The organism is Falsiruegeria mediterranea M17 (genome assembly GCF_900302455.1).
In the GTDB taxonomy this organism is placed as follows: domain Bacteria; phylum Pseudomonadota; class Alphaproteobacteria; order Rhodobacterales; family Rhodobacteraceae; genus Falsiruegeria; species Falsiruegeria mediterranea.
In genome coordinates this window covers 1-20286 of sequence record NZ_ONZG01000009.1, presented here as the reverse complement: position 1 = coordinate 20286, position 20286 = coordinate 1, and the positions used below count along the sequence as shown (strand labels likewise).

The following is a 20286-nucleotide window of genomic DNA, read 5'->3' as shown; positions in this document are numbered from 1 at the left end:
CATGATCGTCACCTCTTCCGTTTGAGAGCCAAATCTCTCAGTCAGGAAGTTAGGGCTGGACGACCTAACCGAGAGATGACGCGATGGTCCGATTTCTTTTTGGTTGGTCAACAAAGGCCTTTTTTGAACCAATCTACGGCGCCTGAGTAGTGTGGATTTAATCCCGATTAGCGCAGAGCACTATTCGCTCGTTTGGGCCTTGTTGCATAACTCAGGTTCTAAGCGGATTTCCCGTTTCCCCGGACGGACTTATCCTACGGCCACTGTGACGGGTCTGCCGAGGGTGGTATAGCCGTTCAGCACCGCGATGCGGGCTTGCAGCTCCGCGACCTGGCGGTCGAAGTCTCGAGCCATCAGTGACTGACTAAGCAGCTTGATGCCGTTCATCCTGCTTTCGACCCGGCTCCGGCGGTGGTAGCCGCTCCATCTTCGCCAAATGGCTCGGCCCAGGTACTTTGAAACGCGCAGCGCTTCGTTGCGTTCGACGGCACCTGGGCTCGTCGGGGTCCAGGGTTTGGCGTTCTTGCGTGGTGGGATGACCGCGGCGGCACCGCGGGCGGCACTTGCTTCATGGCATTTGCGCGTGTCGTAGGCACCATCCACTGCCCGGCAGAGCATTTGCAAAGCAAATGGCACGAGAGGGGACGATGTTGCTGCCGTCCACTGGCTCTTTCGGACCAGTGGCATTCGCCAGTGAACCTTCAACAGCCCGGACTTCCAGCGTTTCTTCGTCAATTCCCTCTCTCATCGTTTGCTTTGCAAACGACTGCCGGGCAGCGGATGTGTATGTTGCGCCAGATACGCCGTTTGGAGCCACCGTGTTTGCGGGCATTCCACTCGCCTTCACCCTCGGCCTTGATACCTGTGCTGTCGATCAGCAGGTTCAGCGGGCCCGCTCCGCCACGGTACGGGACCGCCACATTCAGCGTTCGTTGGCGGCGACACAGGATGCTGAAGTCCGGCACACCCAATCCAAGCCGATAAGCTTCAGCAGGCTTTGCACGAACCCCGTCGTTTGCCGCAACGGCATGCCAAACAACACCTTCATCGTTAGACACGTCTGGATCGCTACGTCGCTGAAGCTAGGCTGTCGGCCGCGTTTGCCGGCCGGTGGCGCTCGCGCTGCCATTTCTGGATCGAACCAGATCGTCAGCGATCCGCGCCGCTTCAACGCGTCATTGTAAGCCGACCAGTTCGTGGTCTTGTACTTCGTAGGGCCCAACTGCTCATGACATCCAGCTATCATGCTGGATTCTTGCAGTGAATCCCTTACCCGATTTGGGCAACAAGGCCGACTCGGGTGGAGCTACGGATTTCTGAACGAAGTCAGGAATGGCTATCGCACACAAATGTTGCAGGATTTGTTGCGGGATAGTTTGCCCCCCCTAAGAATCTTGAGTCCGACAACAAAAAAGTTGCTAATTTTCAAAGTTTTAGGGGAAACCAGTGGCGGACCGAGGAGGATTCGAACCCCCGACCCCTTGATTCGTAGTCAAGTACTCTATCCAGCTGAGCTATCGGTCCGCGTTGGTGAGGCGGTATTTAGTCCTAGCGTTCGGGGGGCGCAAGCGGATTCGTCAAAAAAATTTCAAAAAGTTCCATCGCCCCGCGGAAGGCATATTTCAAAGGTGGTTCCCTCGGGCCCGGTGTGCTTGAGCATCAGGGTTCCCCCATGCCCACGCACCAATTCCTCGGAAATCGCCAGGCCCAGACCCGTGCCGCCCTTGCGCACGCCGCCCTGGAACGGAGTGAACAGATTCTCTTGCGCCTTGGGCGGCAGGCCGGGACCCGTGTCACGCACTTCAATCCACCAGGTGTCATCTCGCTCGCCCGCTGTCACGGTGATCTGACCCGGTTTGTTCGACGCCACCAGCGCCTGACGCGCGTTGCGCACAAGGTTCATCACCACGCGGAACATCTGCTCGGGGTCGGCGCGAACCATCAGATCATCTGGGATCTCATTTTCGATCTGCACGCAAGCGTCTGCAATTGCGAGCCGTTCGCTAGCGACCACATCGTCAATCACGGATGCCAACGGCACCATGGTCAGTGTCGGCGCCGGCTCTTCGGCCCGCCCAAACGCCAGTGTCCCCTCACAGAGTGATACCGCGCGGGTGATGGAATTCACCAGTTTGGGCGCCATCCGCCTTACCAGCGGATCCTCGCTGCCCTCGATACGGTCGGTGAACAACTGGGCCGAGGTCAGGATATTGCGCAGATCGTGGCTTACCTTGGCTACCGCGCCGCCCAGCTGAGCCAGTCGCTCACGCTGTTTCAGGGCCTGCGTCAGTTCCGTCTGCAACATCAACAGCGCCTCTTCCGCCTCGCGCAGCTCGGTCACGCCGGCGTTGGGCTGGATCACGCCGCGCGCGTCCTCGGGCGCCAGGGCGTACCGCTGCATCGTGTCGACCACGCCCTTGATCGGGCGCACCAGCACCACGCGCACGGCCAGAAACAGCAGAAACGCCGTGATGACCGAGATCACCGCCGACAGCATCAGGATACGCAAACCATAGTCGATCATCGCCGCGCGCAATGGCCCGGTCTCCATCGTCACCTCGATCAGCAATCCGGCCTCGCGCACCGGCGCGCCGATGACGCGGATGATCTGATTGTCGGGGCTGAACAGCCGCGCCATCGCATCCCGCATCAGCACCATGGGCCCTTCCATGCGCAGGTCAAAGGTCTTGCTAATTTCATCCGGGATGGGCGACGACAGCATGAGCTGCCGCACCTCATCACGCCGCAGCACCACGTTGAAGACGCCCGCATTTTCCAGCAGCTCGGCCTCAAGCTTGGCCTCAAGCATGTCATCCGCCAACAGCGCAAGCGAGGCGATCTGCGCCCGCTCCAGCCGGTTCAGCAAATAATCCTCGCGAAACCGCGCAATAGACGGGACAAAGATCAGGACCTCGGCCAACATCACGAAGACCGTTGTCAGGATCAGAAACCGGCCCGAAAGCGAGTTCAGCATCAAGGTCCTTTCCCGGTCAGGGGAGCCACTGCTGGACGAACCTGACCACACGTTTAACCGTTTGATTCTCAAACAGCCGGGGCGTGAAATAGGCACCCGCAGCCCGCTTGTTGACCTCGCCGATCGTCGGATACGGCGCGACCATGGCGGCAACCTGCCCCATCTTCAGGTTATTGGCCAGCGCCAGCGACCACAATGCGATCAATTCGCCCGCCTGGTGCCCCACGATGGTGACACCCACGGGCCGCCCCTTGACCACCATCACCTTGATGAACCCAGTGGTCTTGCGCTCGGCAATGGCCCGGTCGTTATGGTGATAGTCGAACCGCGCCACTTCAAGCTTGTCCCCATGCTCGGCCCGCGCCTGCGCTTCAGTCAGACCAACCTGCGACAGTTCCGGGTCAGTATAAGTCGCCCAGGGGATGTGGTTGGTTTTGGCTTTGGCAGGTAACCCAAACAGGGCCGAGCGGATGATGACCCCCGCCTGATAACCCGCCACGTGGGTGAACTGCAGTCCGCCCGCAACATCGCCGATGGCGTAAACCTTGCGATTGGATGTTCGCAAACTGTCATCCACCTTTATCCCCGTGCGCGTCGTCTCAATACCCGCCGCCTCAAGGTTCAGCTTGTCGGTGTTGGACTTGCGCCCCACAGCCATCAGCAGATGCGATCCCTTGAAGATACGGCCATCCTGCGTCGCAATCTCAATCGCGCCGGCCTCACCTTGGATCTGCGCAGCCAGCGCGTCCTCGGCAATCTCGATCCCCTCGGCCCGCAGCGCATCCAGCACCACGGCAGCCGCTTCGGGGTCGTCCTTGCCCAGCGCTTTTGCGCCCTCGATCACGGTCACCTTGCAGCCAAGGCGAATATGCGCCTGCGCCATCTCCATCCCGATGGGACCACTGCCCACGATCAACAGATGCTCGGGCTTCTCGCGCAGATCAAAGATCGTCTCATTGGTCTCGAACGGAACGCCATCCAAACCGGGAATTGGCGGCACCAGCGGTGACGAGCCGGTGGCAATCACCACCCGCCGCGCGGTGATCAGATGATCACCCGCCTTCACCTGAGTCGGAGAGACAAATGCGCCATACTCCCGAATGACCCGAACACCAAACCCTTCAAACCGCTCCTGACTGTCCACCGGCGCAATCTGCGCGATCACGTCATGCACATGATCCTTGGCCGCGGCATAATCCACGCTCGGCACCACATCCGCGACACCATATTGGGCCGCATGCGCCTGCCCCCAAGCCGCTTTGCCGCTGGCGATCAGCGCCTTGGACGGCACACAGCCAAAGTTCAGGCAATCGCCGCCCATCTTGTGACCTTCAAGCAGGGTCACATCCGCGCCCATCTGGCTGGCTCCGGCAGATACCGACAGCCCACCCGATCCGGCCCCGATGACCAGAATATCTGTCTTGATCTCTTTCACGGCTTACATCTCTTTCTTGCCACGCAGGGCTTTGATGACAATCGGCAGAATCGCCAGGACGCACAGCCCCGCAATCGGCCCGATCACAAACGGCTCCCACAGAAGGGACAGATCGGGCGTTTCGCCGCGATCAAACACACCGCCCAGACCCACTCCGATCCAGGTAAAGACAATTGCGCCCGGAATGATGCCCAGGGCGGTGGTGAACAAATAGTTGGAGAACTTCACCCCCACCAGCGCAGGCACCAGATTGGCCACAAAGAATGGCACGGCAGGTACCAACCGCAGCAGGAACAGAACCGAGATTTCATTCTCACGCAGCCCGTCCTTCAGCTTGCGGATCGTCCCCTCGGACGTTTCCAGCTTGGCCGTCAGTGCATTGCCCAACCCCAGTCGCGCGGCCCAGAAAATGGCCGAGGCGCCGATGGTGGCCGACACAACGTTAAGCCCCGTACCAACAGCCAGCCCAAACAGGAACCCGCCCGTCATCGACGCCACCGCTGCGCCGGGCAGGGAAAAGGCCACGATCACCACGTAAGCCGCCACAAAGATCGCCGCCAAGGCCCCAAAATGCGCATCCCGATACGCCAACAACGCCTCGCGGTTGTCGCGCAGCGTCTCGAAACTCAGGTAATCGCGGAGGGTAAAGAACCCCACAACAGCCACGGCAAGAATCACCAGCAGCGGGATATGGCGGCTTAATCCGGCCTTTGCGGCAGGGGTCGTATCAGTCATCTTCTGGTCCGGCGGTTGTGGCATAAGTATCTGTTCGCTTGTCTGTCCCCAACATGCGATCCTTAGCGTCCGGACAACAGCCACCTCACGCGCCGTTGATCATAACGCCCCGTTTCGTGAGAGAATGTCGCCAAATCCGACAAAACTGAAATCATTGCACTGGTGCTCGGGCAAATTTTGTTGCAAAAGGCGCGGAAATCCCCGGACAGGGGTTTGACTTGCCTGCCTTTCACCCGTAAAGGACGGGCTTCGAATACACCGGGCGGGCGAATCTGCACCGCACCCGACCGATACAATAGATTGGAGACGGAGCGATGAAACGCACCTATCAGCCTTCGAACCTGGTTCGCAAACGCCGCCACGGTTTCCGCGCGCGCATGGCCACCAAAGCCGGCCGCAAGATCCTGAACGCACGCCGCGCACGCGGTCGCAAGTCGCTGAGCGCATAAGCTCACCGACACTGTTCAGCTGAACATGACACCGCCGGAGGCCCCCGTGAATGGCTCAAGCAGCCAAGGGATGAGGCCCCCGGCGGTTTACGTTTGTCCAAAGACCAGTGGACAGATGCAGGTTCTGGCCAAACGCGCCGACTTCCTCAAAGCTGCCCGCGCCCGCAAACAGGGCACATCGTCCATGCTGCTCCAGGCCCGCAAACGCCCCGAGGGCGAAGCAGAGGGCATCCGCATCGGCTTCACCTGTTCAAAAAAGGTCGGCAACGCCGTGGCCCGCAACCGCGCCAAGCGCCGCCTGCGCGAAGCCGCACGTGCCGTGCTCCTGGCCCAAGGCAAACCTGGCTGGGACTATGTGCTGATCGGCAAAAAGGCCGACACCATCGCCCGCCCCTTTCCGCTCTTGATCAGCGATCTGGAATACGCCCTGCGCAAGCTTGACAGATAGAGACTACCACCCCCGACGACCAAAGAGCGAATGCAGGCGCCTTTGCTCGGAAAACGGCTCGGCATCCACAGGCCGGGACAAGTCCGACACCACGCGACCGACAAGCAGCCACGCGATGCCGGCAAACAAAACGCCACCAAACGCCTGGCCCAGCAGCACCCCTGAGGCGCCGCCCAGATACGAACCGATCATCACGAACACCCAGGTCCCAACCGTGTGACGCCCCCAGTTGATCCACGTCGAATAGATCGGATGGCCAAGGTTGTTGAAACTTGCATTGGTCACGAAAATGACCCCGTTGAAAAACGACGCCAAAGCCAATGGACCACAGAACAGATAGATCAGCTCGCGCGTCTCGCCTTGCGCATCGAACACATCCGCGATCGGTTCGCGCAACAGGAACAGCACCGCCGCCATCAACAGCACATAGACCCCCGTGAACTGCACCCCCGCCCGGAATGCCGCCCGCACCCGGTCAAACTGTCCGGCACCAAAGTTCTGGCCGATAATTGGCCCAATCGACCCCGACAGCGCAAAGATCACCGAAAACGCCACCGGCAACAGCCGCCCGATGACGGCCATCCCCGCCACCGCATCCGTGCCATATTGCGCAATCTCGCGCACCACGATGGCATTCCCCAAGGGTGTCGCCACATTGGTCAGCATTGCAGGCACCGCAATCGCCCGCACCACTCCAAAGTCCCGCACCACCTGCCCGACTGAGGGCCGCGCAAACCCGCGATGCACCCGCAACGCAGGCACAAACGCCACCACCAGCATCGTGATCCGCGCCAGGACCGAGGCCACCGCAGCCCCCTCCAGCCCCAGCCCCACCGCAAAGATCAGCACCGGGTCCAGCACCGCGTTCACCAGCCCGCCATAAATCGTCGCCATCATCGACCGCCGCGCATCCCCATGCGCCCGCAGCACCGCCATGCTGGTCATCGCCGCCGCCATCACCCACATCGTCGGCAAAATGATCGAGACATAGCTGACCGCCAGATCCTGAACCTCGCCCTCGGCCCCCAAAAGCGCCAGCAACGCCCGCACGTTCCACAGCACCAGGGCTGAGACGACAACCCCGCTCAACACCCCCCAAACCGCCACACTGGCCGCATAGTTGCGCGCCTGCTCGGCCCGCCCCGCGCCCAACTCGCGCGCGACCAGGGCACCGGCGGCAATCGACAACCCGATGTTGAGCGCATTGGTGAAAAACAACAGCGTCCCGGCATAGCCCACGGCCGCCGCCAGCGCATTGTTGCCCAGCATCGAGATAAAGATCATGTCGACGAAATCGACTGCAAAGATGGCCATCAGGCCAACGCTCGTGGTGAGCGACATCCGCACCACATGCCGCATCAACCCGCCCGTCAGGAACACCGCCTGCTTGTCCGTCTGCTCTGCCATAGGTCCGCCCGTGCCTCACCGCTCTGGTTCGACCCTAAGCCAAATTCAGGCATAGACACCACCACCCCCCTAAAACACGCCCCAAGTCGGCAAAGCCGACCAGCCCCCGACCCTCACGTCAAACCAGAGGTTTGCCTCCGGCAAAACGGGAGGGGGCTTCACCCCCACCCAGGGTCAGGGGCTGAAGGGTGCTCTGATCGAAGGCGGAGCATAGCTGCTGCGCACTGAACCACAGGCTAAACTCGGGTTTTTTGTTTGAGCTTCCAACTCCCAAAAGCTGCGGAAAACTCTGTATCCGTTAGGACTCTCCTTGGCCAGTGATCTGGCCACTCCGCATCTGTTATCCCTGACCGAAATCTCACCGAACCGTCACCAAAGGTTCGTTCAAATGCGAACGAAATCTGCTGCACAGAATCGAATTCAACTGCTCGGAAGCTAGCCCCATCTAGATGAGCAAAATGTTCAGGACGCGCATAAAATTCTGTCAACCCGAATGAGTTTTCATAAAACTCCACTTCATTCAGCCGAGCCCCCTGAAGATATGACCCTGAAAGGTTTGTTCCGCGTAGAGAGGTACCCTCAAAATTCGAGAAACGAAGGTCTGAGTTAGAAAGTAATGCTCCGTCGAAATTTGCGCCTGCCAAATGAACGTTCAGAAGCTTGCAGCGATCCAATGAAATATGTCGCGTAAGGTCAGGTCGATTCAAGCCTTCACGATGACCCATAGCGCCCAGCAAACTCATTGCAACTTGAATATCTGGATGAACTTGCCTGAGAAATAGCCTTGTCCGACCAGCAGGACTTTGCTCTTCAAAGTCAGCATTAACAAATGATCGCTCGGGAGACTCAGCTCGAACGTAGTGCTCGAGAAGCCTTGTAATTCTAGCTCCCTCATCAGGATAGTCTTCAACAATTCCATATAGTGCGTCGAGCGCTGCAACTCGCCTACTTATGTCAACTTCCCAGCCTGTCTCAAAATCAGTTTGATCGTCTTGTCCGCTTATTGATATGCCCCTCTTTGTTTCACGTCTTGCTGAAAGACCTTCCAGTGCTGACGTTATCTTTGTGTTTCCCAACGACCGATTGGAGTGCTTAAGCCTGATCAGCGTGATAGGAAGCGCAACAATAGCGCCCAATACCGTTGTAAAAGCGACGATCCGAGAAACTTGAAAAACCCACCCCTGTGGAGATTCTTCACTTTCACTTAAATAGAAACCTATCTCCACTAGGAACCACCATAGACTAAAGAAGGTCAGAGCAAAAATGGCCCCCCAGAGGACTGCGAAAGAGAGAAAGACCGCCCTATTTACCTTCAATAGACCGAGTGATTTTTGGACCTCCTCGACCCAACTCGGGCCACTTCCAGAAACCAAATCAAGAGTCGAGTAAACCAATAGGCTTGCAATTAGCAAAACCAATAGAACAACTACCTGCAAAGGGATATGGATTTCAAAAAATGGCGCGACTGAAGACACTGTAATACCCTAGGTTGTTTTTGAGGGTGACTTTCGCGCTCCATCTTTCCAATGTCAACGAGACTACCCCCACCCTTCACCTGCCCCCCATTTCCGACTATGGTCCGCGCATGACCCCGGTTGCTCATATCGTCGCCCTGCCCGTGCGGGCTTACAGGCTGATCTTCAGCCCATGGGTAGGGTTCAACTGTCGCTATCAGCCGACCTGCTCGGCCTATGCGATGGAGGCGTTGGAAAAACACGGCGCGATCAAGGGCAGCCTTCTGGCCGCGCGGCGCATCGGGCGGTGCCATCCCTTGGGCAGCAGCGGCTATGATCCCGTGCCCGGTGCCACCTCTGAAACCGACGCCCCCTCTGCCAAGTGTTGCGGGAACGTTAGCAAAGATTAACGGCGTGAAAGTTGTATCGCCGGTGCACGCCCTGTGCACGGGTAGTGCACGCATGTCACAGGATAGAATCAGGGGGGGTAACGGACCGTGCGTTGCCCATAAACCTTGACGCATCGCGCGGGTCTTGCCCGGTTGGCGCAACTCGGGTAAGCCGCGTGGATGCTCGACGATGATACAGATATCCACCCGCTTTTTGCCGGCGCGCCCTCGACCACCGAGTTCAAGAAGCTGCGCAAACGGATTGTCCGCTATACGCGCGAGGCCATCGAACAATACGGCATGATCGAACGCGGCGCCCGCTGGCTGGTCTGTCTGTCGGGCGGCAAGGACAGCTATACCCTGCTGGCTGTGCTTCATGAATTGCAGTGGCGCGGGTTGTTACCCGTCGACATTCTGGCCTGCAATCTGGATCAGGGACAGCCCGGATTTCCCGCAACTGTCCTGCCTGAATTCCTTGAGAAAATGGGCGTTCCGCATCGGATCGAGTATCAGGACACCTATTCCGTCGTCATGGACAAGGTGCCCCAAGGGCGAACCTTCTGCGCGCTTTGCTCACGTCTAAGGCGCGGTAATCTCTACCGAATTGCACGTGAAGAGGGGTGTTCAGCCGTGGTGCTTGGGCATCACCGCGATGATATCCTCGAGACGTTTTTCATGAACCTCTTCCACGGCGGGCGCCTGGCGACGATGCCGCCCAAGTTGGTGAACGAAGAGGGCGATCTGTTTGTCTATCGCCCGCTGGCGCATGTGGCCGAAGCCGATTGCGAGAAGTTCGCGACAGCAATGAACTATCCCATCATTCCTTGCGATCTGTGTGGGTCTCAGGACGGCTTGCAGCGCCAACAGGTGAAGCAGATTCTGGATGGCTGGGAGAAAAATTCCCCCGGTCGCCGCCAGGTCATGTTCCGCGCGTTGATGAATGCCCGCCCCTCGCACCTGCTGGACCCCAAACTGTTTGACTTTGCGGGGCTCGAGAGGGCGCCAGAAAAATTTTCCGAAAATTCCAACGAAATTCCCGTCCTCCGTTAACGTCTGGGTCAGTTTGGTTTCCTAGGGTTCTTCCTGTGTCAGAATGAGCCCCCAGCGAAAGGCCAGACCAGTAACATGCTGATTTTGCAGTACATTTCCCAGATCCGTTCCCGGGTGTTGCCGGTATTGATGGGCCCCCCGATTCTCGCCTTTCTTCCCGCCATAACGCTGGGCGCCTATTGGGTCGGAGGCGAGGCCGCACTGATGTTCGTGTCGCTGGCGTTACCGCTTTTGTTCGCGTTTGCAGGAGCTTTGGGCAAATGGCCAGCTCAAGTGAACGAAGCGCGCGATCGTTTAACCGGCTTTGTTCTGCGCGATGAATACATTCGCGCTGTCGAAGGCACTTTTGCGCAAGCCAAGGTCACCGGCCTAAAGTCCGCCAACTTTCTGATCGAAATCGACGAATTCAAGGAACTTTCCGAGCGCCTTGGGAACGCTACACGTGATTTGGTCGCACAACACATCGGCGAACGCATTTTGTCTGCTGTGCGCGACCAGGATACCGTTGCCCGCCTCGAAGATGGTACATTTGCGGTTTGCCTCTCCCCCGTACCCCAACTGGATCTGGAGCTGTGTATACAACTGGCAGGGCGCATCCAAAGCGCCGTCGAGGATCCAATTTCTGTTGACGGTAGTTCAGTCTACGTTTCCTGCTCCATTGGCTTTTGCCAGCAGTCTCGTGCGCCAGGGACCCAAGCCCTGGAATGGCTGGACGCCGCAAAGATCGCTCTGCTCGAAGCCAAGGCCTGTGGTCCGTCCACCATACGTGCGTTTTCACCGGATATGCAGAAACGCACAACGTTGGATAATGATCTACGGTCAGAATTGGTCAGCGCCTTGGAAAATGGTCAGATCCAGCCTTGGTATCAGCCGCAGATTTCGACCGATACAGGACGCGTAACCGGCTTTGAAGCTTTGGCGCGTTGGACTCATCCTGTACGCGGTGTTCTGACCCCGGACAAGTTTCTGCCAATGATCGAACAGACCGGACTGTTGGAGCGGTTAGGCCAGGTCATGCTCTATCACGCATTGACTGCACTCAAGGCCTGGGATGGCGCAGGGGTTGATGTGCCGCGAGTTGGCGTCAACTTTGCCTCGGACGAATTGTGTAACCCGGAGCTTGTAGAAAAAATTCGGTGGGAGTTGGATCGGTTCGAATTGACGCCCGATCGCCTGTCCGTCGAAATCCTCGAAACCGTATTCAGTAATACGCCTGACGACATCATTACCCGCAATGTTGCAGGTCTGGGTGCTTTGGGGTGTCGCATTGACCTGGATGACTTTGGCACCGGTCATGCCTCGATCGCGTCCATCCGCCGGTTTGCGATCACTCGGATCAAAATTGACCGATCCTTTGTCATGAAGGCCGACCGTGACCCCGAGCAACAGCGTCTCATCGGTGCGATCCTGACAATGGCAGAACGGTTGGAGCTGGAAACCTTGGCCGAAGGGGTCGAGACAGTCGGTGAACATGCGCTTCTTGCTCAACTCGGTTGCGATCATGTCCAAGGCTTTGGCATCGGCAAGCCCATGCCCTTTGATCAGACATTGGATTGGATTGCCGCGCACCAGGCGAAACTGCAGGATGCACCGCGCATTGGACGCGAAACAGGCTGAAACAGGCTCACATCGGGGCGTTTCATCCCGTTTTAGGCCAGGATGCGACGTGATTCCGCTTGACCTTTTGACCTGCACTCTGTTGAACCCTCCCTTGTCTCATAACGCACAAGGTGGCTGTCCCCGATGGACGATCAGAACAAGAATCTCATCCTCGCAACCGCGCTCAGCTTTCTCGTGATCCTGGTCTGGTTTGTGCTGTTCCCACCGCCAGAGCCCAGCACCCCGACCGAAGACGCGACAATCGCAGCAACCGAAGGGTCAGTCGCCACAGCCCCATCGGCCGCAGATGCGACAACAGCGGGCCCGGTTGAAGCTGAGGCTGAGGAAGCCGCCGAAGCACCGAGGATCGATATCGACACCCCGCGCTTGACCGGCAGCGTCTCGCTCAAGGGTGGCCGTATCGATGACCTGTCACTCAAGGACTATCGCGTTTCGATCGAACCGAACTCGCCGATCGAAAAGGTTCTGTATCCGCTGGGTTCGGAATCGGCGTATTACGCGCTTTATGGCTGGGCGCCCGGCTCGGGTGTTTCGAGTGACGATGTTCCCGGTGCAAACACCAACTGGACCCTTGAAAAAGGGACCAACTTGACGGTCGACACTCCAATCACGCTGGCATGGCAGAGCCCCAATGGCCTGACCTTCCGCCGCGAGATTTCTGTGGACGAGAATTACATGTTCTCGGTCACTCAATCGGTCACCAACAATTCTGACTCTAGTGCAAGCATGGCACCTTATGGAATCCTGGCGCGCCACGGCACGGGTGAGGACGCCGATTTGCCGGGTCTGAAGGGCTTTTTCATCCTGCACGAAGGCGTCGTCGGTATGACCGATGGTACATTGGCCGAAATTTCCTATAGCAATGTGCGGGACTTTGACATCGACCCGAATGAGGGCGTGCAGGCTGAGGTGTTCCAGGTTCAGGAAAACGGCTGGATCGGCTTTACCGACCACTATTGGATGACAACGCTGATCCCGGAACCCGGCAGCAAGTTCAAGGCCGCTGCCAAATATGACGATCGCCGCAAAATCTACCAGACCGAAACGGTCCTGCCGACCCTGACAGTTGCAGCTGGTGAAACCGCCGCCGTATCGACCCGCCTTTTTGCAGGCGCCAAAGAATGGGAAACCATTCGCAACTACGAGCGCACCGGTATCGAAGGCTACATCGACAGCATCGACTGGGGTTGGTTCTTTTTCTTGACCAAGCCAATCTTCTGGCTCCTGCACGAGATCAACAAGTTGATCGGAAACATGGGTTGGTCGATCGTTGGTCTGACGCTGATCATCAAGGCGATCCTCTTCCCGCTGGCCTATAAGTCCTACGTCTCGATGGCGAAGATGAAGGAACTGCAGCCGCAGATGGAGGCCCTGAAAGAGGCAGCTGGTGACGACCGTCAAAAGATGCAGCAAGGCATGATGGAGCTATACAAGAAGGAAAAGGTGAACCCCGCTGCGGGCTGTCTGCCGATCCTCTTGCAGATCCCGATCTTCTTCTCGCTCTACAAGGTGATTTTTGTCACCATCGAACTGCGTCAAGCCCCTTGGTTTGGCCCGTTCCAAGACCTCAGCATGCCGGATCCGACCTCAATCATGAACGGCTTTGGCTGGCTGCCCTGGGGTGGCCCGGCACCGGAATCGATCATGGCGCTGATCTTCATCGGCATCCTTCCGTTGCTGTTGGGTATCTCGATGTGGCTGCAACAGAAGCTGAATCCGGCGCCCACCGACCCGACGCAGCAAATGATCTTTGCCTGGATGCCGTGGGTGTTCATGTTCATGCTGGGCAGCTTTGCCAGCGGTCTGGTGGTCTACTGGATTGCAAACAACACGATCACGTTCACGCAGCAGTATCTGATCATGCGCAGCCAGGGCTACAAGCCGGACGTCTTTGGCAACATCAAATCGTCGTTCAAGAAGTCGCCGAAACCGGATCAGAAATGACCGGCTTCGTCACCAGCCTCTGGCGGCATCCCATAAAGAGCCACGGCCGAGAGGCGGTGCAGCAGGCAACATTCACCCCCGGGCAGACCATGCCCGGGGATCGCATTTGGGCGGTTGCCCATGAACGGTCCAAGGCCGATGGCTCTGAATGGGTGCCTTGCGCCAACTTCAGCCGTGGCGCCAAGGCACCGCAACTCATGGCCATGAGTTGCAAGCTGTTGGACAGTGGGCGGATCATTCTGTCCCATCCAGAGCGTTCCGATCTGGAGTTCGATCCAGAGACTGACACGCAACCGTTCCTGGACTGGGTGAAGCCCCTTATGCCTGCAGATCGCGCAGCCTCGGCACGGTTGGTACGCGTGCCCGGTCGTGGCATGACAGATGCCGACTTCCCCTCCGTGACATTGTGCAACATGGCCTCGCACCGCGCGGTCGAGCGTCAGTTGGGGCAGGATCTGTCCATTCATCGCTGGCGCGGCAACGTCTGGTTCGATCAGGTGCCCGAATGGCAAGAGCTCGACTGGGTCGGGCGTGAGGTTCAAATCGGCGAGGCCGTTTTCCGAGTCATTGAACCCACAACCCGATGCCTGGCCACCACAGCGAACCCCGAAACCGGCATCCGCGACGTGGATACGTTGGGCGCCCTGTCACATTGGGGCCATCAGGATTTCAGCGTCCAAGCCGAAGTGATCCAAGGTGGCCAACTGTCCGTCGGAGACAAGGTAACTCTGCTATGACCCAACTCCCGTTCCCCGAGGTTGAGACCCCGGACACCGCCACCATCGAACACGGCCGCAAGCTGTTTGCCGGCCAGTCCGAGTTTGTCAAAGGCGTTGTCGCAATGTCCGGCCTGCCCCCAGCAGATCGGATCGAGGTGTGCTTTGCCGGCCGCTCGAACGTGGGCAAGTCCAGCCTGATCAACGCGCTGACCGGAACCAAGGGACTGGCGCGCGCATCGAACACGCCGGGCCGCACGCAAGAGATCAACTATTTCACCCAAGGGCCGGACCTCTATCTGGTGGATCTACCGGGCTATGGGTATGCCAACGCGCCGCTGCCGGTCGTCGAGAAATGGCAACGGCTGCTTAAGCAATACCTTAGCGGGCGTCAGACCCTGCGCCGCGCCTTTGTGCTGATCGACGCGCGCCACGGTGTCAAACCAGTGGATGACGAAATCATGAAGCTGCTGGACACCAGCGCCGTGACCTTTCAATGCGTCCTGACCAAGACTGACAAGGTCAAGGCCAAGGACCGCGAACGCATCTTGGCACAGGTGCGCGGTGCGCTGTCCAAACACCCCGCCGCTTTCCCCGAGATCATCCTGACCTCGTCGGAAAAGGGCGATGGAATTTCGACCTTGCGATCGGTGATTGCAACACTCGAATGATCCTGATCCGGTTTGCAGCAGTGATGGTCTTGATCGCGGTGGCAGTGACCAGCGCGATTCCTCAAGGCTGGATGCCTGCGACCACGGCTGACGGTCGGATGCTGCTGGTGCTTTGCACCTCGGATGGCGTTGTCGAAACCTGGGTCGACCTGAACGAGGACGAGCCGGACCATCAAGACAGTGACGAACGGATGCCTTGCCCCTATGCCGGATTGACCGACGTCACGCCAAGCATGACCTTTGAGGGACCGTTCCCTCTGACGTTCCCGGCACAAGCCCGTTGGGCCCGTGCCGAATTCACGCATCGCTCTGCCGGATTCCACTGGCGCTATGATGCGCGCGGGCCGCCTGCGCTCTCCTGACTTTTCACGAACACCCAACACTCAATTAGGCCTGTGCCCGCAGCACAAGGCCCGTTCCGATATGGAGAATCCAATGGCGTTGAACCTCAACACCACCCCCCTGGGCGATACTCAGAACCCTGATGGCTTTGCACAGAAGTTCTATTTTGCCGCGTGGCGATGGCATTTTTACGCGGGGATTTTTGTTATCCCCTTCCTGATCATCCTGGCCGTCACTGGCCTGATGATGATGTTCATCACCCAATTTGACGGCCGCGATGGTGAAAAAATCGCTGTCCCCCGCGGAGAGGTCGCTTTGCCAATCTCGGAGCAGGCATATCTGGCAACCCAATCCGCCCCCGGAACGATTGTCGAATGGATCGGCCCCAAATCCGACACTTTGGCCACCGTGTTCCGCATCAAGACCGAGGATGGTCAGAAAATGGTCGCCCTGGACCCCTACACCGGTGCAGTGACCGAGACATGGGATCGGCGCGCAGGCTGGTACGATCTGGCTGACAACATCCACTCGACCCTGCTGATTGGCGATACAGGCGACAGGTTGCTAGAGATCGCGGCTGGTTTGAGCCTCGTGCTGGTATTTACTGGCCTATATCTGTGGTGGCCGCGTGGAAATGCTATGGTGGCCTTTGTTCCGAACCTGCGCGCGCAGGGGCGGGCGTTCTGGAAATCCCTGCATGCGGTCACCGGGTTCTGGATGTCTGGTCTGCTGGTCGTGTTCCTGATCTCTGGCCTTGCCTGGGCCGGCGTTTGGGGCGGCATGATCGTGCAACCTTGGAGCAGTTTCCCAGCTGAAAAATGGGACAACGTTCCGCTGTCCGATGACGTCCACGCAAGCATGAACCACGGCGCGCAAAACGATGTCCCCTGGGCGCTGGAGCAGACACCCATGCCTGCCTCCGGCTCGAACTCAGGTGCAATCGGCGTGCCTCAAGGCCAGCCTGTAAACATCGACACAGTGGCCGCGCTTGGGGTGTCGTTGGGAATGGATGGCCGGTTCCGGGTCGCCTATCCCAACGGGAAAGGCGGTGTTTGGACCCTGAACCGCGATTCCATGAGCAGCGATTCCGATGAGCCGACCACCGACCGGACCGTGCATGTGGACCAATACACCGGCAAGATCCTGGCCGATGTGCACTATGCCGATTACTCGGTGATGGGCAAGGCCATGGCGCTTGGCATCCCGTTCCACATGGGGCTCATGGGCACCTGGAACTTTGTGCTGAACACGCTGTTCTGCCTGTCAGTGATCTTTATCTGCGTCTCGGGCATCGTCATGTGGGTCAAGCGCCGCCCGTCCCGCGCCGGACGCCTGGCCGCGCCTCCGTTGCCCGCAGATCTACCGTTCTGGAAGAGCGCTGTGCTCGTCGGGTTGTTCACCTCAATGGCCTTTCCGCTTGTCGGCCTCACCTTGCTTGTGGTGTTGGCCTTTGACTTTCTGATTCTGGGGAATATCCCGGCGATGAAACGGGCGCTCAGCTGAACTCCCCCCTGTCGCGACGGTGTGTCACCGTCGCGACAGGGGGCTCTTGGGCAATCCTAACTTGGCTTATCGTGCCAAAGGCCCTAACACGGGTGGCCAAAGGGACTTGGACGATGAAGAAGCAGAACATGAACCGCGATTGGATTGCGACCGCCGCCACACTCAGCAGTGCCTTGCCATACCTTCAACGCTATGACGGCGCGATCGTCGTTATCAAGCTGGGTGGACATGCCATGGGCAGCGACGAGGCGATGGAAAGCTTTGCCCGTGACATCGTTCTGATGCAGCAAGTTGGCGTGAACCCCGTGATCGTCCACGGCGGTGGTCCTATGATCAACGCCATGCTGAAGAAACTTGATATCCAGTCCGAGTTCGTGAACGGTAAACGCGTCACGGATGCCGCCACCGTCGAGGTGGTCGAGATGGTGCTGTCCGGCGTTGTAAACAAACGCATTGTGCAGGCGATCAACGCGCAGGGTGGCACAGCCGTGGGGTTGTCCGGCAAGGACGCCAATCTGATCACCTGTGATCAGACCGACGCCTCGCTTGGATTCGTCGGTACACCATCGCAGATGAATCCCAAAATCCTGCATGATCTGTTTGAAAAGGACGTGATTCCAGTGATCGCCCCGTTGGGCGCAGGTCGGAATGGCGAGACTTACAACATCAACGGCGACACTGCTGCGGGTGCGATTGCGTCTGCCCTGCAAGCTGATCGCCTGTTGCTGTTGACCGATGTGGCCGGCGTGAAGAACGCTGCAGGCGACGTAGTCACCGAACTTACGGCAGCAGATGTCGAGGCGATGACCGCAAGCGGCGTGATCGCAGGGGGTATGATCCCCAAGACGGAAACGGCGCTGGATGCCGTGCGCAATGGGGTACGAGCCTGTACCATCGTTGATGGCCGGGTTCAGAATTGTGTTCTCCTGGAGCTCTTCACAGATCACGGCGCAGGATCGATGATCCGCCCCAACTGACGCATTCGTGTCGCGTTCCGGCTTGCATTACACATTTCGTTGTCGGAATGTGACGGGATGGAACATGAGATCCCCATCCGCTTTGCCGTGTTTCTGGGCCTGTTCGCAGCCTGTGCCCTGTCAGAGGCCGCCCTACCCCGTCGACCCCGTTCTCTCCCACGAGCAGACCGTTGGCGCACCAATCTGAGCATTACCATTCTGAATACGCTCACTCTGCGTCTGATGGCGGCTGTGCTGCCTCTTCTGGCGATTGGGGCGGCCTGGGATGCGCAGGTACAAGGTTGGGGTTTGTTCAACGCTTTGGACTGGCCCGCATGGATTGAGCTGATTGTCTGCGTACTGGTGCTGGACTTTGCCATCTGGGCGCAACATCTGATCACCCATAAGGTGCCGCTGCTGTGGCGGTTGCACCGGGTTCATCATGCGGATCGCGACATGGATGTGACCACCGCCGTGCGATTTCATCCCATCGAGATTGCCCTGTCGATGCTGCTGAAGATCGGGTTGGTCTATCTGCTTGGGCCAAGTGCTCTGGCCGTGCTGATTTTTGAAATTCTGCTCAACGGCACGGCGCTGTTCAATCACGCGAACCTAAAACTTCCTCTTGCTCTGGATGCTGTCCTGCGTAGGGTTCTGGTGACGCCGGACATGCACCGGGTTCATCATTCGGTGCACCGGCATGAACATGACAGCAACTATGGGTTCGCCCTGTCGATTTGGGACCACATGTTCGGAACCTATGTCGCGCAGCCAGAGCAGGGGCATGACCAGATGACGGTGGGATTGGAATGGCAGGACGATCGACCCGCGCACCTGAAATGGAGCCTGACGCTCCCGTTTCGACGCAAGTGAGCTATGCCAAGGTAGAGGCCGCAGCCCGCGCGACAGGCCTCATCGTCATGGGGGCACAGCACCCACGCATGAGCAAGGCCAAACAGCTGAACGGTGGAACGCTGATCCTGCTCGGTACAGCCGCCGCGTTTTGGGACACATTCGAAACCTCTCCTGAGTGGACAGACGGGCTGCGCCATCCGATCGACCGATGGTCAACCAGGGTGGTGCAAGGCTTGGCGCAGGATTTCACTGCAACGGCCTACTTTCCCTTTGGCGGGCCGCCCTACACGCCTTTCATCGATTGGGCCCTTAAATCCGGGCGCACCTTCACCAGCCCTGTGGGCGCCCTGGTGCAGGACACTGTCGGCATGCTGATCTCATTCCGAGGTGCGCTGCATTTCGAGCAGGAATTCGACATTCCCCAGCCATCAGGTGTTTCACCCTGCACAGATTGCCCTGCCCCCTGCGCCACCGCCTGCCCGGTCGAAGCCCTGAATGCCCAGTCGTTCTATGACGTCGACAACTGCCACGCCTATCTGAACACACCAGCCGGACAGACCTGCCTGACCGAAGGCTGCGCCACCCGCCTGGCCTGCCCAGTCAGCGCAGGGGCTGGACGCAGCCAAGCCCAAACCGCACATCACATGAGAGCATTTCACCCATCATGACCTTGACCCTGATCCTGACGCGGCATGCAAAATCCAGTTGGGGCGACCCTGGCTTGCCCGATCACGCCCGCCCGTTGAACAAACGTGGCCGCGCCTCGGCCGAGGCTGTTGGGGTCTGGCTCAAGAAAAAGGGCGTGTTGCCGGACCAAGTGCTCAGCTCTTCATCGCACCGCACGCGCGAAACCTATCAACGCATGGCCCTGACTGCGCGCACGACGACCTTCACGGACGATCTGTATCACGCATCCGCGCAGCAAATTCTGAACGAGCTGAACCACGCCACCGGACAAGCCGTGCTGCTGCTGGGGCACAACCCCGGCATGGCCGAGTTTGCGGGCCAGATCGTGCAGGCCCCGCCTGACGCCGAGCGTTTCCACGACTACCCAACCTGCGCCACCACGATCATGACCTTCGATGCGCCCAAGTGGGACGAGGTGGATTGGCACAGCGGTTTGGTTCAGGACTTCATCGTCCCACGAGAACTTCTGGATTGAAAAAGGGCGGGGAATTCCCCGCCCTTTTCACATTCTGAAAGACCCAGTGTCAGTGGCCCAAGATCTGGCTGAGGAACAGCTTGGTCCGGTCCGATTGCGGGTTGTTGAAGAACTCTTCGGGTTCGTTCTGTTCCACGATCTGACCGGCATCCATAAAGATCACGCGGTTCGCAACC

General features: G+C 58.7%; 19 protein-coding genes, 1 tRNA gene and 2 pseudogenes. 14 read left to right on the top strand and 8 right to left on the bottom strand.

Annotated features, from left to right (window positions below; genetic code table 11):
* Positions 1-249: 249 nt before the first annotated feature.
* From TRM7615_RS16900 to TRM7615_RS16880, 5 genes and pseudogenes are all read right to left on the bottom strand, one after another.
* A pseudogene (locus TRM7615_RS16900) lies at positions 250-1230 on the bottom strand (IS5 family transposase).
* A gap of 217 nt (positions 1231-1447) precedes the next feature.
* A tRNA-Arg gene (locus tag TRM7615_RS16895) sits at positions 1448-1524 on the bottom strand.
* A 64-nt stretch (positions 1525-1588) separates the two neighbouring features.
* Positions 1589-2974, bottom strand: a complete 1386-nt coding sequence (locus TRM7615_RS16890) for a sensor histidine kinase (protein WP_108789663.1) — start codon at positions 2972-2974, stop codon at positions 1589-1591.
* A 16-nt stretch (positions 2975-2990) separates the two neighbouring features.
* A complete protein-coding gene (locus tag TRM7615_RS16885; protein ID WP_108789661.1) occupies positions 2991-4409 on the bottom strand; it encodes a dihydrolipoyl dehydrogenase family protein in 1419 nt (472 codons plus the stop codon).
* 3 nt (positions 4410-4412) lie between these two features.
* Entirely contained in the window at positions 4413-5144 is a 732-nt protein-coding gene (locus TRM7615_RS16880) for a TVP38/TMEM64 family protein (protein ID WP_108790066.1), read from the bottom strand.
* Positions 5145-5458: 314 nt separating this feature from the next.
* On the opposite strand from TRM7615_RS16880, the gene rpmH reads away from it, so the two are divergent.
* Complete coding sequence (rpmH, locus tag TRM7615_RS16875) at positions 5459-5593, top strand: 50S ribosomal protein L34 (protein ID WP_005980833.1); 135 nt, start codon at positions 5459-5461, stop codon at positions 5591-5593.
* A gap of 25 nt (positions 5594-5618) precedes the next feature.
* Positions 5619-6041, top strand: coding sequence for a ribonuclease P protein component (gene rnpA / locus TRM7615_RS16870; RefSeq protein ID WP_108789659.1), 423 nt, complete (start codon positions 5619-5621; stop codon positions 6039-6041).
* Positions 6042-6044: 3 nt separating this feature from the next.
* On the opposite strand, the gene TRM7615_RS16865 is transcribed toward rnpA, so the two are convergent.
* Both TRM7615_RS16865 and TRM7615_RS25360 read right to left on the bottom strand, forming a co-directional pair.
* On the bottom strand, positions 6045-7448 hold the full coding sequence (locus tag TRM7615_RS16865; RefSeq protein WP_235824123.1) for an MATE family efflux transporter: 1404 nt from the start codon (positions 7446-7448) through the stop codon (positions 6045-6047).
* A gap of 236 nt (positions 7449-7684) precedes the next feature.
* The gene (locus TRM7615_RS25360) at positions 7685-8923 is read right to left on the bottom strand and encodes a pentapeptide repeat-containing protein (RefSeq protein ID WP_125133702.1); all 1239 of its coding nucleotides are present in this window, start codon (positions 8921-8923) and stop codon (positions 7685-7687) included.
* A gap of 110 nt (positions 8924-9033) precedes the next feature.
* Between TRM7615_RS25360 and yidD the strand changes: the two genes are divergently transcribed.
* The 12 genes from yidD (at position 9034) to TRM7615_RS16795 (ending at position 20110) form a co-directional block, all read left to right on the top strand.
* Positions 9034-9312: a membrane protein insertion efficiency factor YidD gene (gene yidD / locus TRM7615_RS16850; RefSeq protein ID WP_108790062.1), complete on the top strand. Its 279-nt coding sequence runs from the start codon at positions 9034-9036 to the stop codon at positions 9310-9312.
* 159 nt (positions 9313-9471) lie between these two features.
* Positions 9472-10341, top strand: coding sequence for a tRNA 2-thiocytidine(32) synthetase TtcA (gene ttcA, locus TRM7615_RS16845; RefSeq protein WP_108789653.1), 870 nt, complete (start codon positions 9472-9474; stop codon positions 10339-10341).
* A gap of 75 nt (positions 10342-10416) precedes the next feature.
* On the top strand, positions 10417-11958 hold the full coding sequence (locus TRM7615_RS16840) for a putative bifunctional diguanylate cyclase/phosphodiesterase (protein WP_108789651.1): 1542 nt from the start codon (positions 10417-10419) through the stop codon (positions 11956-11958).
* 126 nt (positions 11959-12084) lie between these two features.
* A complete protein-coding gene (gene yidC, locus TRM7615_RS16835) occupies positions 12085-13905 on the top strand; it encodes a membrane protein insertase YidC (RefSeq protein ID WP_108789649.1) in 1821 nt (606 codons plus the stop codon).
* Positions 13902-14642 (top strand): MOSC domain-containing protein, encoded by a 741-nt coding sequence (locus TRM7615_RS16830; protein ID WP_108789647.1) that lies wholly within the window; start codon positions 13902-13904, stop codon positions 14640-14642. The genes yidC and TRM7615_RS16830 overlap by 4 nt, the downstream gene beginning before the upstream one ends.
* Positions 14639-15292 (top strand): ribosome biogenesis GTP-binding protein YihA/YsxC, encoded by a 654-nt coding sequence (gene yihA, locus TRM7615_RS16825; RefSeq protein ID WP_108789645.1) that lies wholly within the window; start codon positions 14639-14641, stop codon positions 15290-15292. Before TRM7615_RS16830 ends, yihA begins: the two co-directional genes overlap by 4 nt.
* Positions 15289-15654, top strand: a complete 366-nt coding sequence (locus TRM7615_RS16820) for a DUF2946 family protein (protein ID WP_181893234.1) — start codon at positions 15289-15291, stop codon at positions 15652-15654. Before yihA ends, TRM7615_RS16820 begins: the two co-directional genes overlap by 4 nt.
* A gap of 73 nt (positions 15655-15727) precedes the next feature.
* Positions 15728-17137: a PepSY-associated TM helix domain-containing protein gene (locus TRM7615_RS16815; RefSeq protein ID WP_108789643.1), complete on the top strand. Its 1410-nt coding sequence runs from the start codon at positions 15728-15730 to the stop codon at positions 17135-17137.
* A gap of 113 nt (positions 17138-17250) precedes the next feature.
* Entirely contained in the window at positions 17251-18114 is an 864-nt protein-coding gene (gene argB / locus TRM7615_RS16810; protein ID WP_108789641.1) for an acetylglutamate kinase, read from the top strand.
* Positions 18115-18171: 57 nt separating this feature from the next.
* Positions 18172-18966, top strand: coding sequence for a sterol desaturase family protein (locus tag TRM7615_RS16805; RefSeq protein ID WP_108789639.1), 795 nt, complete (start codon positions 18172-18174; stop codon positions 18964-18966).
* A complete protein-coding gene (locus tag TRM7615_RS16800) occupies positions 18903-19616 on the top strand; it encodes a ferredoxin (protein WP_235824122.1) in 714 nt (237 codons plus the stop codon). Before TRM7615_RS16805 ends, TRM7615_RS16800 begins: the two co-directional genes overlap by 64 nt.
* Positions 19613-20110 carry a SixA phosphatase family protein gene (locus TRM7615_RS16795; protein WP_108789635.1) on the top strand — a complete coding sequence of 166 codons (498 nt, stop codon included), beginning with the start codon at positions 19613-19615 and terminating at the stop codon, positions 20108-20110. The genes TRM7615_RS16800 and TRM7615_RS16795 overlap by 4 nt, the downstream gene beginning before the upstream one ends.
* Before the next feature lie 49 nt (positions 20111-20159).
* On the opposite strand, the pseudogene TRM7615_RS16790 reads toward TRM7615_RS16795, so the two are convergent.
* Positions 20160-20286, bottom strand: a pseudogene (locus tag TRM7615_RS16790) (amino acid ABC transporter ATP-binding protein); the annotation flags it as partial.

Excerpts from the sequence above, each read along its gene's own strand:
- TRM7615_RS16890 (WP_108789663.1), bottom strand. The coding sequence starts at position 2,974 with ATGCTGAACTCGCTTTCGGGCCGGTTTCTGATCCTGACAACGGTCTTC.
- TRM7615_RS16880 (WP_108790066.1), bottom strand. The coding sequence starts at position 5,144 with ATGACTGATACGACCCCTGCCGCAAAGGCCGGATTAAGCCGCCATATC.
- rpmH (WP_005980833.1), top strand. The coding sequence starts at position 5,459 with ATGAAACGCACCTATCAGCCTTCGAACCTGGTTCGCAAACGCCGCCAC.
- rnpA (WP_108789659.1), top strand. The coding sequence starts at position 5,619 with ATGACACCGCCGGAGGCCCCCGTGAATGGCTCAAGCAGCCAAGGGATG.
- TRM7615_RS16865 (WP_235824123.1), bottom strand. The coding sequence starts at position 7,448 with ATGGCAGAGCAGACGGACAAGCAGGCGGTGTTCCTGACGGGCGGGTTG.
- yidD (WP_108790062.1), top strand. The coding sequence starts at position 9,034 with ATGACCCCGGTTGCTCATATCGTCGCCCTGCCCGTGCGGGCTTACAGG.
- ttcA (WP_108789653.1), top strand. The coding sequence starts at position 9,472 with ATGCTCGACGATGATACAGATATCCACCCGCTTTTTGCCGGCGCGCCC.
- TRM7615_RS16840 (WP_108789651.1), top strand. The coding sequence starts at position 10,417 with ATGCTGATTTTGCAGTACATTTCCCAGATCCGTTCCCGGGTGTTGCCG.
- yidC (WP_108789649.1), top strand. The coding sequence starts at position 12,085 with ATGGACGATCAGAACAAGAATCTCATCCTCGCAACCGCGCTCAGCTTT.
- TRM7615_RS16830 (WP_108789647.1), top strand. The coding sequence starts at position 13,902 with ATGACCGGCTTCGTCACCAGCCTCTGGCGGCATCCCATAAAGAGCCAC.
- yihA (WP_108789645.1), top strand. The coding sequence starts at position 14,639 with ATGACCCAACTCCCGTTCCCCGAGGTTGAGACCCCGGACACCGCCACC.
- TRM7615_RS16820 (WP_181893234.1), top strand. The coding sequence starts at position 15,289 with ATGATCCTGATCCGGTTTGCAGCAGTGATGGTCTTGATCGCGGTGGCA.
- TRM7615_RS16815 (WP_108789643.1), top strand. The coding sequence starts at position 15,728 with ATGGCGTTGAACCTCAACACCACCCCCCTGGGCGATACTCAGAACCCT.
- argB (WP_108789641.1), top strand. The coding sequence starts at position 17,251 with ATGAAGAAGCAGAACATGAACCGCGATTGGATTGCGACCGCCGCCACA.
- TRM7615_RS16805 (WP_108789639.1), top strand. The coding sequence starts at position 18,172 with ATGGAACATGAGATCCCCATCCGCTTTGCCGTGTTTCTGGGCCTGTTC.
- TRM7615_RS16800 (WP_235824122.1), top strand. The coding sequence starts at position 18,903 with ATGGCAGGACGATCGACCCGCGCACCTGAAATGGAGCCTGACGCTCCC.
- TRM7615_RS16795 (WP_108789635.1), top strand. The coding sequence starts at position 19,613 with ATGACCTTGACCCTGATCCTGACGCGGCATGCAAAATCCAGTTGGGGC.